Source organism: Blastococcus sp. SYSU DS1021, from assembly GCF_054050995.1.
Genome location: NZ_JBJHAL010000015.1, coordinates 95,775 through 110,158 on the forward strand (window position 1 = coordinate 95,775; position 14,384 = coordinate 110,158).

General features: G+C 74.3%; 14 protein-coding genes. 3 read left to right on the forward strand and 11 right to left on the reverse strand.

Going from position 1 to position 14,384, the window contains the following annotated elements:
- Positions 1-71: 71 nt before the first annotated feature.
- The 8 genes from ACI8AP_RS12965 to ACI8AP_RS13000 form a co-directional block, all read right to left on the reverse strand.
- Entirely contained in the window at positions 72-1,184 is a 1,113-nt protein-coding gene (locus ACI8AP_RS12965; RefSeq protein WP_456589757.1) for an L-dopachrome tautomerase-related protein, read from the reverse strand.
- Positions 1,181-2,776 carry an alpha/beta hydrolase fold domain-containing protein gene (locus tag ACI8AP_RS12970; protein WP_456589758.1) on the reverse strand — a complete coding sequence of 532 codons (1,596 nt, stop codon included), beginning with the start codon at positions 2,774-2,776 and terminating at the stop codon, positions 1,181-1,183. Before ACI8AP_RS12970 ends, ACI8AP_RS12965 begins: the two co-directional genes overlap by 4 nt.
- 47 nt (positions 2,777-2,823) lie before the next feature.
- Positions 2,824-3,813 carry a ribonuclease Z gene (locus ACI8AP_RS12975; protein ID WP_456589759.1) on the reverse strand — a complete coding sequence of 330 codons (990 nt, stop codon included), beginning with the start codon at positions 3,811-3,813 and terminating at the stop codon, positions 2,824-2,826.
- A 9-nt stretch (positions 3,814-3,822) separates the two neighbouring features.
- Positions 3,823-3,978 (reverse strand): hypothetical protein, encoded by a 156-nt coding sequence (locus ACI8AP_RS12980; protein ID WP_456589760.1) that lies wholly within the window; start codon positions 3,976-3,978, stop codon positions 3,823-3,825.
- A gap of 86 nt (positions 3,979-4,064) precedes the next feature.
- Positions 4,065-4,928, reverse strand: coding sequence for a dioxygenase family protein (locus tag ACI8AP_RS12985; RefSeq protein WP_456589761.1), 864 nt, complete (start codon positions 4,926-4,928; stop codon positions 4,065-4,067).
- 80 nt (positions 4,929-5,008) lie between these two features.
- Complete coding sequence (locus tag ACI8AP_RS12990; RefSeq protein WP_456589762.1) at positions 5,009-5,980, reverse strand: zinc-binding dehydrogenase; 972 nt, start codon at positions 5,978-5,980, stop codon at positions 5,009-5,011.
- A gap of 11 nt (positions 5,981-5,991) precedes the next feature.
- Entirely contained in the window at positions 5,992-6,828 is an 837-nt protein-coding gene (locus tag ACI8AP_RS12995; protein ID WP_456589763.1) for a citryl-CoA lyase, read from the reverse strand.
- Positions 6,825-8,021 (reverse strand): CaiB/BaiF CoA transferase family protein, encoded by a 1,197-nt coding sequence (locus tag ACI8AP_RS13000; RefSeq protein WP_456589764.1) that lies wholly within the window; start codon positions 8,019-8,021, stop codon positions 6,825-6,827. Before ACI8AP_RS13000 ends, ACI8AP_RS12995 begins: the two co-directional genes overlap by 4 nt.
- Before the next feature lie 232 nt (positions 8,022-8,253).
- Here ACI8AP_RS13000 and ACI8AP_RS13005 point away from each other — a divergent pair, with 232 nt between their 5' ends.
- From ACI8AP_RS13005 to pdxY, 3 genes are all read left to right on the forward strand, one after another.
- Complete coding sequence (locus ACI8AP_RS13005) at positions 8,254-9,768, forward strand: amidohydrolase family protein (RefSeq protein WP_456589765.1); 1,515 nt, start codon at positions 8,254-8,256, stop codon at positions 9,766-9,768.
- Between the two features lie 118 nt (positions 9,769-9,886).
- Complete coding sequence (locus ACI8AP_RS13010; RefSeq protein WP_456589766.1) at positions 9,887-10,711, forward strand: IclR family transcriptional regulator domain-containing protein; 825 nt, start codon at positions 9,887-9,889, stop codon at positions 10,709-10,711.
- A gap of 44 nt (positions 10,712-10,755) precedes the next feature.
- A complete protein-coding gene (gene pdxY, locus ACI8AP_RS13015) occupies positions 10,756-11,607 on the forward strand; it encodes a pyridoxal kinase PdxY (protein ID WP_456589767.1) in 852 nt (283 codons plus the stop codon).
- A 36-nt stretch (positions 11,608-11,643) separates the two neighbouring features.
- On the opposite strand, the gene ACI8AP_RS13020 is transcribed toward pdxY, so the two are convergent.
- From ACI8AP_RS13020 to ACI8AP_RS13030, 3 genes are all read right to left on the reverse strand, one after another.
- Positions 11,644-11,820: a hypothetical protein gene (locus tag ACI8AP_RS13020; RefSeq protein ID WP_456589768.1), complete on the reverse strand. Its 177-nt coding sequence runs from the start codon at positions 11,818-11,820 to the stop codon at positions 11,644-11,646.
- Positions 11,821-11,867: 47 nt separating this feature from the next.
- Positions 11,868-12,689: a hypothetical protein gene (locus ACI8AP_RS13025; RefSeq protein ID WP_456589769.1), complete on the reverse strand. Its 822-nt coding sequence runs from the start codon at positions 12,687-12,689 to the stop codon at positions 11,868-11,870.
- A gap of 92 nt (positions 12,690-12,781) precedes the next feature.
- Positions 12,782-14,206 (reverse strand): NADP-dependent succinic semialdehyde dehydrogenase, encoded by a 1,425-nt coding sequence (locus tag ACI8AP_RS13030; protein WP_456589770.1) that lies wholly within the window; start codon positions 14,204-14,206, stop codon positions 12,782-12,784.
- Between the last annotated feature and the right edge of the window lie 178 nt (positions 14,207-14,384).

Consider the following 14,384-nt stretch of genomic DNA (forward strand, 5'->3'; position numbering starts at 1 on the left):
CGGCAGGAGCCGCGGCAACCCGGGTCGCCGGGCCGCGGCAGGTCGGAGCAGCCGCTGCCGACCCGGATCGTTCAGCGCAGCCGTACGGGCCCGGCGTCGATCGGGGTGCGGAACAGGACGTAGGGCCTGCGTCGCTGGTCCTCACCACCGCGGTACGTGGACTGCCGGTGGAGCTGGTTGGCCGTCACGTAGAGGTGGCCGTCGGCGGCCACGCTCAGGGTGTCGGGCCACAGCAGCCGCGGGTCGTGCACCACGGTCTCCCACGACCCGTCGGGCAGCCGGCGGTGGATCGCGTCGTGCTCCCCGTCGGTGACGTAGAGCCGCCCCGCGTCGTCGGTCTCCAGGCCGTCGCTCACGCAGCCCTTGTCCCCCTCGTCCCGCACCGTGGCGGCCACCGCGTCGTCGTCCCGGCCACGGTCGACCAGGGCGTCCACCGCGACGCTGTACCAGCTGCGGCCGGCGAGCGGGCAGTAGTACAGCCGGCTGCCGTCGGCGGCGAGGGCGATGCCGTCGGCGCCCATCGTGACCGGTGAGACCTCGCCGTCGGGCGAGCGCTCGGCGAACTCGACGCCCTCGACCACCATCCGCAGCTGCGGCGGGGTGCCGGCCTTCGTCGTCGGGTGCTCGTGCAGCCGCCGCCAGCTCTCCCCGGACGCCAGGTCGACGACGACGATGCCGTTCGGGCCCTGGTCCGAGGAGTCGGTGATGAACGCGTACCCCGCCTCGCCCCGGTGCAGGTCGAACCGCACGTCGTTGAGGTACGTCGTCGGCAGCGCCACGTCGGTCGGGAAGAGGATCACCCGCTCGACGGTGTCGCTGGTCAGGTCGACGCAGACCAGTTTCGGCCCCCCGTGCTCGGTGGGCCGGAACATCGGGCTGCCGGTGTCCAGCAGCCACAGCCGGTCGGCCGGGTCGACGACGACGCTCTGCACCGAGACCAGGCGCTCGGGGTCGGCGTCGGAGCGGTTGTCGTTGAGCTCCTGCGACGGGTAGGCGACCGCCTGCCCGTCCCGGAGCTCGCCCACGGTGAACCCGACGTCGTCACCCCACTTCGGGTAGCAGACGAAGATCCGCCCGCCGTGCGAGACGGTGACGCCGGTGGGCATGGCGTCGTGGAAGAGGTGCACGACCTCCAGCTCGCCGACCGGCTCGTCGACCGCCAGCCGCAGCGCCGCCGTCGTCACGCCGTCCCGCCGCTGGTGGGTACCGCCCCCACCGCCGGCCGGGCCGCCCCGAGGGCGCGGACGAAGTGCCGCGCGGCCTCCTGCTGGGCCTGCTCGGCCTTCTCCAGCACCGCGGCGGCGCCGAAGAACTCGTGCATGACGCCCTGGTAGTGGCGGTGCGTGGTCGGCACGCCGGCGGCCTCCAGGTTCTGCGCGAACTGCTGTCCCTGGCTGCGCAGCACGTCCCGCTCGGCGGTGATCACCAGCGTCGGCGGCATCAGCGCGAGCTCGTCGCGGCCCCACCCCAGCAGGTCGACCCGCGGGTCCTTCGCCCCGTCGGGCTTCCCCTCGAACGCGTGCATCGCCATCCAGGAGAGCAGCGGCCGGTCCAGCGGCCGCGCGTCGGCGGCGTCCGCCATCGACTCACCGACCTGCTCGCCGGTGGTCAGCGGGTAGACGCAGACCGCCGCCGACGGCACCGGCTCGCCTGCCCGGGCGAGCTGGAGGACCGTGGCAGCGGCCATCGTGCCGCCGACCGACTCCCCGCCGATGCCGATCCGGGTCGCATCGCCGCCGAGTTCGGCGGCGTGCTGCACCACCCACCGGTAGGCAGCCAGGACGTCGTCGTGCGACGCGGGGAAGACGGCCTCGGGCGCCCGCCGGTAGTCCGGGCTGACCACCATCGCGCGGGCCTTGTTGGCGAGACCTCGGCAGGAGGCGTCGTAGGTGTCGATGTCGAACAGCACCCAGCCGCCGCCGTGGATCCACATGATCACGGGCAGGGGCTCGCTGCCGGAGTCGACGGGCTTGTAGATCCGCATGCGCTGCTGCCCACCGGCGGCGTCCGGGATCACGATGTCCTCCACCGACCCGACCGGCTCCGGGCCCTCGAGGCCGTTGTCGGCCATGACCTTCGCGACCGCGTCGTCGGGGCCGGGCTGGGAGCGGGCCTGGTCGGGTTCGAGGATCTCGAACGGCAGCGGGCCGAGGGAGGAGTGCGCGTCGACGATCGCCTGGGCCTGCGGGTCGAGCAGGCCCGAGGCATCGGTGGCCATCTCCTTCTGCTTCCCCGAGAGCAGGTCCCGGACGTGGTCCAGCGGCTTGGCGAGCATGCCGGCGATGCGCTCGGCGATGCCCTCGTCGGGGGCGTGCGGGTGCGGCCGGGTGGGCGCCATCCGCTTGGCGGCCAGGAACTCCTCGCCCAGCTGCGCCATGCGCTCCGGGCCGGCCTTGCGGCGGAACTCCGGAAGCTCCTCGTCCTCCTCGTCGTGCACGTGGTGGCGGACGACGCCCATCAGCTTCGCCAGCGCCTGCTCGAACTCGTCCTCGCCGGGCTCGGTGCGGCCGAGGACGACGAGCAGCTCCTTGATCTCCTGGTGCTCGTGCTCGGCGTCGTCGTGCTCGTCGGTCATGCCCAGCTCGGGCCAGATCGGGTAGAGCACGGTCTCCTCGGCGAAGGCGTGCAGCGCCAGCTCGAAGGAGATCTGGTCGACCAGCACCCGGCGGTTGCCGCGGCCGGCCTCCAGGTGCTGGAACTGCCGCTCGACCACCGCGTGGTCGTCGGCGATGAGGTGGTCGATGTTGCCGGGCAGGGTCGGGTAGTCCAGGGCCACGGGGGCCTCCCACGTCTCTCCGTCATGTGCAACCGGTCGTCCGGCTCCTACCCGTGGCCGGTTGCGGGCACGCGTGCCGACGGGTCTTCCTGACCGCCGGCGCCGGGCCCGCCCGTGGCGGTCCCGGCCCGGGGCGGCACCGGCACGGTCTGCAGATCGGCCGCGACGACGACGTCCCCGCCGAACACCGCCCCGGCCTCGTCGGCGAAGCGGCGCGGGTCGTCGTACCGCTGGGAGAAGTGGGTCAGCACGAGCGTCCGCACCCCGCAGTCGGCGGCCACGGTGGCGGCCTGGCGGGCGGTGAGGTGGCCGTACTCGCGGGCCAGCCGCGCGTCGGCGTCGAGGAAGGTGGACTCGATGACCAGGAGGTCGGCGCCCTCGGCCAGCCCCCAGACGGCGTCGCACAGCCGGGTGTCCATCACGAACGCGAACCGCTGCCCCGGCCGCGGCGCGCTGACCTCCTCGAGGTGCACCACCCGGCCGTTCCGCGCCAGCGAGCCGAGCCGCTGCAGCCGGCCCACGTCGGGGCCGGCGATGCCGTGCCGGGCGAGCCGGTCGGGCAGCATCCGGCGCCCGTCGGGCTCCACCAGGCGGTAGCCGTAGGTCTCGACCGGGTGGTCCAGCCGCCGGGCGACGAGCGTCCCGAAGCCGCCGGCCGCGACCGTCCCGTCGCCGGCCACGGGCAGCTCGGGGACGTCGAGCACGTCATGGAACACCGAGGCACGGCGCAGCCGGTCGAACCACGGCCGGCCGCCGGCCGGGAAGTGCACCGGGACCGGGTGCGCCACCCGGTCCAGGTTCATGCGCTGCAGCACACCGGGGAGCCCCAGGCAGTGGTCACCGTGGAAGTGCGAGACGCAGATGCGGGTGATCGCGCTGCTGGGCACCCCGGCGAGGAGCAGTTGCCGCTGCGTGCCCTCGCCGGGGTCGAACAGGAGACCCTCGCCGTCCCAGCGCAGCAGGTAGCCGTTGTGGTTGCGGTCGCGGGTCGGCGCCTGGCTCGAGGTGCCGAGGACGACGAGTTCACGCGCCGACACCGCGACTCCTCAGGACGGGTCGGCCGGCTCCTGGCCCATCGCCTCGTCGACGGAGGTCTCCCCGCCGGTGCGGCCGCCGCCGGGGCGGGCCGGGTCGTCACCCACGCTGGCGTGCGAACCCTCGTCGGTCGGCTCGGCCTGTCCCTGGGTCTTCGGGTCGGTCATCCCACGCTCCTTCCGTCGGTCCGGCGTCCGTGCTCCCATCGTGGCGGCGAACCGGCCCCGCCGCGATCCGGGACCGGCGGCGGCCCTCAGGACTGCCGCTGCAGCACGAAGTCGTAGCGCGACTCCAGCCACGGCACGTCGATCGAGCCGCCGTCGGGGGTGGCGCCCGGTTCCCGCTCCTCGAACGCCGTCACCAGCTCCTGCTTGGTCCCGAAGACGACGTCGCTGTCCAGGTACGGCGCACCCTCCTGGAACAGGTGGGTGATCAGCGGCTCGAAGCCCGGCACGTTGATCAGGAAGTGGATGTGCGCCGGCCGGAAGTGGCTGATGTCGGTCCGGGCGACCAGGTCGCCGACCGGGCCGTCCATCGGGATCGTGTAGCCCAGCGGCGCGATGGTGCGCACGCAGTACTCGCCGTTCTCCCCGGTCGTGTACTTCGCGCGCAGCCGGGCCTCGTCGACGTCGGGGAGCTGCGACTCGTAGGCGCCCTCGGTGTCGGCCTGCCACACGTCCAGGACCGCGCCGGCCACCGGCGCGCCGTCGAGGTCGGTCACCCGGCCGTGCAGGAACAGCGGCGTCCCGGGCAGGCCCTCGGACATGTCCTCGGCGTACCCGAGCTCGGGCGAGCCCTCGATGTGGAAGGGCCCCAGGACCGTGGCCGGGGTCGCGCGCGGGTCGAGGCGGTGGTTCATCTGGACGACCAGCATCGACAGCCCCACGACGTCGGAGGCGAGGATGAACTCCTCGCGCTTCTCGGTGCTGATCTTGCCGGTGGCGGTCAGCCACTGCACGGCGGCCATCCACTCGTCCTCGGTGAGCCGCACCTCGCGGGCGAAGTCGTGCAGGTGGCGCACGAGCGCCGTCATGACCTCGGCCAGCCGCGGGTCGCGGGCGGTGGCCCAGCGCTCGACGGCGAGGTCGGTGATGTTCTCCTCGGTGACCAGCTGCACGGTGTCCTCCTGCCGTCCGCGCGGCCGGGGCACCGGCCGCGCAACCTCGACCCCCGCGGCTCCCGCGGGGGCATGTTCGTTCAGGGCGTCAGCACCAACCGGACGCCGGGGTCGCCGGTCGCCTGCCGCTGCCACGCGGCGGCGACGTCCGCGAGCGGCACCTGCTCGTGGGCGACGGACAGCCGGCCCGCCGCCGCCTCCCGGGCGATGGCGGTGACCGCCTCCGCACGCTCGGCCGGGGTCAGCGCGTTGTTCGTGTAGCCGAGCACGGACGCCGACTTCCCCCGCAGCACCGCCGAAGAGAACTCCGCGGTGTCCCCGGAGGCGCCACCCAGGTTCACCAGCCGACCGCCGGCGGAGAGCGCCCGGGAGGCCGCGGTGGCCGCCGGACCGAAGACGGGGTCGACGACGAGGTCCAGCCGCCCACCGGCCGCGTCGGCGAACCGGGCGGCGAGCGTGTCGACGTCGGCATCGAGGGCCACCACCGCGTCGGCGCCGGCGGCGAGCGCCCGCTCGCGGGCCGCCGCGGACCGGGCCGCCGCCACCACCCGCCCGGCACCGAGCAGCCGGGCCACGCCGACCGCCGCCTGCCCGACGGCCCCGCCGGCGCCGAGCACGAGCACGTGCTCGCCCGGGCGCAGGCCCCCGCGCCAGGTCAGCGACATCCAGGCGGCCACGGCGGAGAGCCCCAGCGCGGCCAGCGCGGCGTCCGGGACGTCGGCGTCCACCGGAACCAGGTCGCCGGCCGCCACGGCGCAGCGCTCCGCGAGGCTGCCGTCGCCGGGCGCCATGCCCGCGGCGGTGCTGAACCAGACCCGGGTGCCGGGGACGGCGCCGGGCCCGTCCTCGACCACGCCCATGCCCTGCACCCCGGGCACGTAGGGCACCGCGGGCCGCCCGAAGTAGGAGGTGCCCGACGCGCAGAGCAGGTCGAGCGGGACCAGGGGCGCCGCGGTCACGCGGACCACGGTGCTGTCGGCCCCGGGCACCGGGTCGGGGTGCTCGCGCAGCTGCGGGGCCTCCCCCGGGGCGTGCAGGACGGCGGCGCGCACGGCCGGCCCCCTCAGGCCCGCGGCCCGGCGCCGGGCAGCGGCGCGGGGACGAACGGGTCGGGGTCGACCGGCCGGTTGTTGAGGTCGACCGAGAGGAAGACGTCGTTGGCCACCGGGTGCCGGAGCTCCTCGGCGAGCTGCCCGATCAGCCCGGCGGTGCGGGCCAGGAGCGCGAACCCGCGCAGCAGCTCCATCGGCAGCCCCAGGTCGGCCAGGGCCGCGCCGCAGACGCCGGCGCCGTTGAGCGGGAGCCGCTTGCCGAGCACCTGCTCGTGGGTGCGGCCGATGGCGGCGAACAGGGAGAGGTGCGGGCCGACGAGACCTTCCTCGGCCGCGATCTCGAACAGCCGCGGGGTGCGCGGATCGCCCTGCTTGTGCACGTGGTGCCCCAGCCCGGGGACGAACCGGCCGGCCGCGCGCTGCGCGGTCACGGTCTCCAGGGCGAGCGCGTCCCAGCCGGCGTCGTCGGTGGGCAGGTCGCCGTCCACGGCGGTGAGGACGCCGTGCAGGAAGCGTCCGCAGTCCTCGGTGACGCCGAGGAACCGGGACCCGCCGCCGAGCAGCCCGGCGGCCAGGGCGCCCTGGATCGAGTCCGGTGCCGAGAGGTAGGTGAGCCGGGTGACGATCGCGGTGGGCGTGAACCCGTGATCGGCCAGCGCGGCGAGCACGGACTCGAACACGCGGGTCTCCCCCGGTGTGGGACGCCGCTGGGTGGCCAGCCAGAAGGCCAGCTCCCCGAAGCCCACGGTGCCCATGACGTCACGGGCCAGGTCGGTGCCCAGGAGGGTGATCGACTCGAGGCTGGAGGCGCCCAGCGCGGTCGGGTACGTGGGGCGCTCGTCGGTCACCGGGACTCCTCGGGCGCGGCCAGCCAGCGCCGGATCTCCGTGCCGTGCTCGTCCAGGCCCGGCGGGGGCAGCCGGTAGGCCGGCGGCGTCGCGGAGAAGGTGATCGGGTTGCGCACCGAGGGCACGGCGGCCGCGCCCTCGCCCACCCGGACGACCGGGTCGAGGCCGACCTCCTGGGCGAACGCCACCCCCTGGTCGATCGTGTTGATGGGTCCGCAGGGCACGCCCGCGCCGATGATGTCGCGGAACCACTCCTGCTTGCTCCGGGTGCGCAGCCGCTCGACCAGCAGCGGGCGCAGCTCGTCGCGGTTGGCGGTGCGGTCCTCGTTGCGGCTGAACCGGGGGTCGTCGGCGAGCTCCGGCACGCCGAGGACCTCCACCAGCCGGCGGAACTGGCCGTTGTTGCCGGCCGTGATGATCAGGTCGCCGTCGGCGCACGGCAGGGGCTCGTACGGGAACAGGCTCGGGTGGCTGTTGCCCATCCGGAAGGGCACCACGTTCCCGGCCACGTAGGCGCTCGTCTGGTTGACCAGGCCCGACAGCGCCGAGGAGAGCAGGTTGACCTCGATGTGCTGTCCCTCGCCGGTGGCGTGCCGGTGGTTGAGCGCCGACAGGACGCCGATCGTGGCGTGCAGGCCGGCCATGACGTCGAAGAGCGCGACCCCGGCCCGGTACGGCGAGCCGTCCGGGTCGCCGGTGAGGCTCATGAAGCCCGAGATCGCCTGGACGATGAGGTCGTAGCCCGGCAGCGACGCTCCCTCCGGGGCGCTGCCGAAGCCGCTGATCGAGGCGTAGAGCACGCCCGGGTTGGTCGCGGAGACCGTGTCGTAGTCCAGTCCGAAGCGCGCCAGGCCACCGGGCTTGAAGTTCTCCACCAGCACGTCGGCCCGGCGCGCGAGCTCCCGCGCGGCCTCGGCGTCCGCGGGGTCCTTGAGGTCGAGGGCGACCGAGCGCTTGTTGCGGTTCGCGCCCATGTAGTACGTCGACACGCCGTCCCGGACCGGCGGCTGCCAGGTGCGGGTGTCGTCGCCGTGCGGGCCCTCCACCTTGACCACCTCCGCGCCCAGGTCGGCCAGCAGCATGGTGGAGTACGGGCCGGCCAGGATGCGGGAGAAGTCCGCCACCAGCAGCCCGGCCAGGGGCCCCGCAGCCGGCGCCCCGGGGACCTCCGCGGCCGCAGTGTCAGCGCTCATCCGGGATGCACTCTCCTCGTCGCAGGCCTTGCCGGACACTCGTCCGCGTTCGACGCTCGCAGTCTCCGACGGCTCGCTGCGGGCTGTCAACCGGGGTCCAGCCGCTGCCCGCCGAACTGCGCAGCCCGGTTGACAGCATCCGACGAGCGGGAGATGGTGACCCACGTCGCACAGGCCGTCCGTCTAGCGGACGCCGGTCCGGCGACGCGACGACGACGTCCAGGAGGAGACGATGACCCACTCCGAGCCCGCTCCGGCGGCCGGCCGGCCGGTGGTCCTGCGCGGCGGGACCGTCCTGACGATGGACGAGACCTGCACCGTCCTGCCCGAGGCGGACGTGCTGGTCGTGGACGACCGCATCGCCGCGGTCGGGCCGGCGCTCGAGGTACCCGAGGGGACGCAGGAGATCGACGCCCGGGGCGGCATCGTGATGCCGGGCATGATCGACACCCACCGGCACATGTGGCAGACCGCGATGCGCGGCTACGGCGCCGACTGGACGCTGACCCAGTACTTCGTCTGGTACTACCTCGAGCACGGGAAGAAGTTCCGCCCCCAGGACGTCGCGGCGGGCAACCGGCTCTCGGCGCTGGAGGCGCTCGAGGCCGGCGTCACCACGACCGTGGACTGGTCGCACGGCCTGCAGTCGGTCGACCACGCCGAGGCCGCCGTCGACGCGCTGCGCTCGGTGCCGGGCCGGTTCGTCCTGGCCTACGGCAACATCCAGGCCGCGCCGTGGGAGTGGACCGCCGACCCCGCCGTCCGGTCGTTCCTCACCCGGCAGCGCGACGCCGCCGACGACATGCTCGGCCTGCAGCTGGCCTTCGACGTGACCGGCGACCCCGCCTTTCCGGAGAAGGCCGCGTTCGAGGTGGCCCGGGAGCTCGGCCTCCCGGTGACGACGCACGCCGGCGTCTGGGGCGCCACCAACGACGACGGCATCCGGCTGATGCACGAGCACGGCTTCATGACGCCGGAGACGGTGTACGTGCACGCAGCCACCCTGACGCCGGACTCCTACCACCGCATCGCGGCCACCGGCGGTTCCATCTCGGTGTCCACGGAGTCGGAGCAGAGCGCCGGACAGGGCTACCCGCCCACCTGGCAGGTGCGCTCGCACGGCATCCCGGTGTCGCTGTCGATGGACACCAGCGTCTGGTGGAGCGGTGACCTGTTCTCGGCCATGCGCACCACGCTCGGCGCCGACCGCTCCCGCGAGCACTTCGAGGCCCACCTGAAGGGCGACACCGTCACCCACCTCCAGCTGCGCGCCCAGGACGTCGTCCAGTGGGCCACCCGGGGCGGCGCGCTGGCGCTGGGCCGCGACGACCTGGGCACCCTGGCGCCCGGGAAGAAGGCCGACGTCGTCCTGATCAAGAACGACGACTCCCCGGTCTCCTTCCCCCTGCTCAACCCGTTCGGCCACGTCGCCTTCCAGGCCCAGCGCGGTGACGTGCACACCGTGCTGGTCGACGGCCGGGTCGTGAAGCACGCCCACCGGCTGGTCGACGTCGACCTGGCCGCGGCGCGCAGGGAGATCGACGCGACCGTGGAGCACCTGCGCGGCGCCATGGGCGAGGAGGCGTGGGCCGGCGGCATGTACCCCGACCTGCCCGACACGCAGATGCTGGACAACCCGTACCAGTACACCGAGTACAAGTCCCACGGGACGCACGCCGCCCGGGAGCAGGCCTTCGAGGAGCACCTGGCCACCGAGCGTCCGGCCGGGGCGGTCACCGAGCACTGAGGAAGCGTGCCCGCGGGCACACCATCGCGCGCCGAGGTCGCGCGATCTCGCACACTGCTCCCATCCGGGAGCGAGGGGATCGCGCGATCTCGGCACGGCGGACGACGGAGGGAACGGGATGGCAGGGCGAGGCAGCGGGCCCGACTTCGTCGAGGCGCTCGCACGGGGTCTGGACGTGCTCGCCTGCTTCGACCGCGAGCACCCGACGATGACGCTGTCGGAGGTGGCAGCAGCCGCCGGGCTGGCCCGCCCCACCGCCCGGCGGCTGCTGCTGACGCTCGAGGAGCTGGGCTTCGTCCGGTCGTCGGCCGGCGGGTTCGCCCTCACCCCCAAGGTGCTGACCCTGGGGATGGCCTACGTCGGCGCCCTCGGCCTGTGGGACATCGCCCGCCCGCACCTGGAGGCGCTGGTCGCCCGCACCGGCGAGTCCTCGTCGATGGCCCAGCTCGACGGCTCCGACATCGTCTACGTCGCGCGGGTCGCGGTGCCCAAGCTGATCGCGCTGCGGGTCGACATCGGCACGCGCTTCCCGGCCACCCAGACGTCGCAGGGCAAGGTGCTGCTCGCCGCCCTGCCGCCCGACCAGCTGGTCGACACCCTCGCCCAGCCCAGCCGGGCCGGGCTGCCGCCGATGATCGGCCGCTCGCCCGAGCAGCTGCGGGCGGAGCTCACCGAGGTGCGCGCCCGCGGCTGGGCGCTCGCCGACGAGGAGCTCGCCCCGGGGGTCCGCTCGGTGGCCGTGCCCGTCCGCGACGGCGACGGCGTCGTCCGTGCGGCCATGAACGTGACCGTGCACGCCGCCGAGACCTCCACCGAGCGGCTGGTCGGCGAGCACCTGCCGCAGTTGCTCCGCACCGCCGGGGACATCAGCGCCGAGTGGGCGCTGTGGCAGTCCCGCCCGCACGTGCAGCTGCCCCCGGGTCGGGCGGCCGGCGCCGGCTGAACGCCCGTGAAGATCAGCGGGTCCGATGTGCCAGGGTCTGTCCCGTGACCGCCGTCCTCTCCATCCAGTCGCACGTCACCTACGGCCACGTCGGGAACAGCTCCGCGGTCTTCCCGCTGCAGCGCCTGGGCATCGAGGTCTGGCCGGTGCACACCGTCCAGTTCTCCAACCACACCGGCTACGGCCAGTGGACGGGCCGGGTCTACGACGGCCAGTCGATCGAGGAGCTGGTGCAGGGGGTCGCCGACCGCGGCGTGCTCGGCAGCTGCGACGCGGTGTTGTCGGGCTACCTCGGCTCCGCGGACATCGGGCACGCCGTCGTCGGCACGGTGGCGCGGGTGCGCGCGGCCAACCCGGCCGCCGTGTACTGCTGCGATCCGGTGATCGGTGACGTCGGTCGCGGTGTTTTCGTGCGCCCGGGCATCGAGGAGTTCATGCGCGAGGTCGCCGTCCCGGCCGCGGACCTGGTGACGCCGAACCACTACGAGCTGGACCTGCTCTCCGGCACCCCGACCCGCTCGCTGACCTCGGTCAAGGACGCGGTCGCGGCGGTGCACGCGCTCGGGCCGCGGGTCGTGCTCACCACGTCGCTCGTCGCCGAGGACACCCCCGAGGACGCCGTCGACCTGCTCGCCTCCGAGGGCGGCCGGCACTTCCGCGTGCGCACCCCGCGGCTGGGGGTGTCGGTGAACGGCGCCGGCGACGCGATCGCCGCCCTCTTCCTGGCCCACTGGCTCGACACCCGCTCGGCGGGTGAGGCGCTGGGGCGGGCGGCGGCGTCGGTGTTCGGTCTGCTCCAGCGCACCGAGGACGCCGGTTCACGGGAGATCCTGCTGGTCGCCGCGCAGGACGAGTTCGTGACGCCGTCGCGCAGCTTCGCCGTCGAAGAGGTCTGACCGGCGCCCCCCGGACGAACCCGGGGGCGTCGCGGGTCAGGTCTTGCTCTTCCCCTGGGCGCTGGAGTGCTCGTGCCGGTCGTCCTTGTGGGTGTGGTGCTCGATCTGCTTGCTGGCCCCGGTGGTGACACCGGCCGCGCTGGGCGCCACACCCTGCTTCTTGGCCTCGCGGACGGCGGCGCGCTGGGCGTCCTGGTCGTTGTTCTTAGCCATGGATCGATGGCTACCCCGGCAGCGATCCCGGACACATGGAGCAGGGATCAGTGGCCGGCGAGCGTGGCCGCGATCCGGGTGATCGTGCCCTCCTCCACGGGCAGGTGCACCAGCACCGACGGCACCTCCCCGGCCTCCAGCCCGGTGTCGCCGAGCGCGGCCAGCAGGAGGTCGGCCTCCTCCGGCGGTACGGGCACCGTGCAGCCGGAAGCCTCGAGCGCCGCCCGGGCGAGGAACAGCGCACCGGCCAGGCTCTCGTCGGGTACCGGCACGGGCTCGGGGACGGCGGCCGACCGGGTGGCGGCCTCGGCCGCGCGGACCAGCGACAGCGGCAACCCCTCGGCCTCGACCTCGATCAGCGGGACGTCACGGAGCGCGGCGAGCACCAGGTGCTCGGCGTCGATGCGCAGCGGCGCGTCCCAGCCACCGGCCCGCACCACGTCGGCGACGTCGGCCGGGTCCTCCCCCAGGTCCTCGGCGAGCTCCGCCCACTCGGCCTGGCGGGTGGCGCGGGCCCGCTCCCCCGCCACCCGGCAGGTCTCCGCCACGAAGGGCAGCAGCACCTCGTCGTCGAACCGCTCGGCCACCAGCCGCCCGTCGGCGCCGATCATGTTGAGCGCGTCCTGGAAGCTGCCCGGCGCGGCGTCACCGAGGTCGACCCGGCCGTCCTCGTCATCCCCCAGCGGCTGCCCGGTGGCGGCCCGCTCGCCCACCGTCAGGCCGCTCGGGGCGACGCGGCCCGCGCGCCGCCGGTAGTGCGGGCGGTCGGAGAGGCCGACGGCCCAGGCGCAGGTCTCGGCGATGAGCGCGGCGCCGCGCTCGCGCAGCACCTCCCGGGTCAGCAGACCCATCCAGTCGACGTCGAACACGCCTCCACTGTGCCCCGGCACCTCCGTCGTCCGCCGTAGGACGAGGATCACCCGGTCGGTGGGGTCGCCGGCCGCGACGCCCACCGCGGGGCTCACTCGGCGGCGGCCCCGGCGGTGCTGCCCTTCGCCTGCTCGCTGCTCGGGCCACCGATCCACACCGTCTTGGCGTTCATGAACTCGTACATGCCCAGCTCGGTCAGCTCCCGGCCGTAGCCGCTCTGCTTGATCCCGCCGAAGGGCAGGTCGGGGTAGCTGGCGGTCATCCCGTTGATGAACGCCATGCCGGCGGCGATGTCGCGCACGAAGCGCGCCCGCTCGCCCTCGTCCTCGCTCCACAGGTTGGACCCGAGGCCGTAGACGTGGTCGTTGGCCAGCTCGATGGCCTCCTCCAGCGAGTCGACGGTGTACAGCGCGGCGACCGGCCCGAAGACCTCCTCGCTGTGCACCTTCATCTCGGGGGTGACGCCGGTGAGCAGCGTCGGCTCGTAGAACCACCCGGGGCGGTCCACCCGCTTGCCACCGACCACGACGGTGGCGCCCTTGCTGCGGGCGTCCTCGACGTACTCCTCGACGTCCTGCAGACCCGACTCGGTGGCCAGCGGGCCGATCTGGGTGTCGGCGTCCATCGGGTCCCCGACGGTGAGGGCGCCGATCTTCTCGGCGAACAGGCGGGTGAACTCCTCGGCGACGTCGCGGTGCACGAAGAACCGCTTCGCGGCAATGCAGCTCTGCCCGTTGTTCTGGTTGCGCGCGGTGGTGGCCACCTCGGCCGCGGTGTCCAGGTGGGCCGAGGGCATGACGATGAACGGGTCGGAACCGCCGAGCTCCAGCACCGTCTTCTTCAGGGCGTCGCCGGCGACGGCGGCGACGGACTGCCCGGCCGGTCCACTGCCGGTCAGCGTCGCGGCCACGACGCGGTCGTCGCGCAGCACGCGCTCGACCGACCCCGAGCCGATGAGCAGGGTCTGGAAGACGTCGTCGGGGAAGCCCGCCTTGCGGAACAGCTCCTCCATGTACAGGGCGGTCTGCGGCACGTTGCTGGCGTGCTTGAGCAGTCCGACGTTGCCGGCCATGAGCGCGGGGGCGGCGAACCGCATCGCCTGCCACAACGGGAAGTTCCAGGGCATGACCGCCAGCACCACGCCCAGCGGCTGGTGGACCACGTACGCCTGCTGCGCCCCCACGGCGCCGGCGTCCTTTGGTTCGGGCTCGAGCAGCGCGGGGCCCCGCTCGGCGTACCAGCGCAGCGCCGACGCGCACTTGGCGACCTCGGCCTTCGCCGACGCCAGCGTCTTGCCCATCTCGGTGGTCATGAGCTCCGCGACGCCGTCGGCATCGGCGTCCAGCACGTCGGCGGCGGCCGACAACCAGCCGGCCCGTTCCTGCGGCGTGGTCAGCCGGTAGCGCGCGAAGGCCCGAGCCGCCCGGCCGATGGCGCCCTCGAGCGCCTCGTCCGACAACGCCTCGAACGTCTTCAGTGTCTCGCCGGTGGCCGGGTTGATCGTGGCGATGGCCATGGTGTTCTCCCTCCGGGGTGCGCCCGTCACCTGCCCGGGCGCACACGGACGAAACGGACCCCGGGTGATCCGGCGCCGGGGGGGGGGGGGGGGGGGGGGGGGGGGGGGGGGGGGGGGGGGGGGGGGGGGGGGGGGGGGGGGGGGGGGGGGGGGGGGGGGGGGGGGGGGGGGCGGCGGG

What these genes read in the sequence shown, in the direction of transcription:
- ACI8AP_RS13020 (WP_456589768.1), bottom strand. Translation starts at nt 11,820, where the DNA reads ATGGCTAAGAACAACGACCAGGACGCCCAGCGCGCCGCCGTCCGCGAG.
- ACI8AP_RS12980 (WP_456589760.1), bottom strand. Translation starts at nt 3,978, where the DNA reads ATGACCGACCCGAAGACCCAGGGACAGGCCGAGCCGACCGACGAGGGT.
- ACI8AP_RS13005 (WP_456589765.1), top strand. Translation starts at nt 8,254, where the DNA reads ATGACCCACTCCGAGCCCGCTCCGGCGGCCGGCCGGCCGGTGGTCCTG.
- ACI8AP_RS13010 (WP_456589766.1), top strand. Translation starts at nt 9,887, where the DNA reads ATGGCAGGGCGAGGCAGCGGGCCCGACTTCGTCGAGGCGCTCGCACGG.
- ACI8AP_RS13030 (WP_456589770.1), bottom strand. Translation starts at nt 14,206, where the DNA reads ATGGCCATCGCCACGATCAACCCGGCCACCGGCGAGACACTGAAGACG.
- ACI8AP_RS13000 (WP_456589764.1), bottom strand. Translation starts at nt 8,021, where the DNA reads ATGAGCGCTGACACTGCGGCCGCGGAGGTCCCCGGGGCGCCGGCTGCG.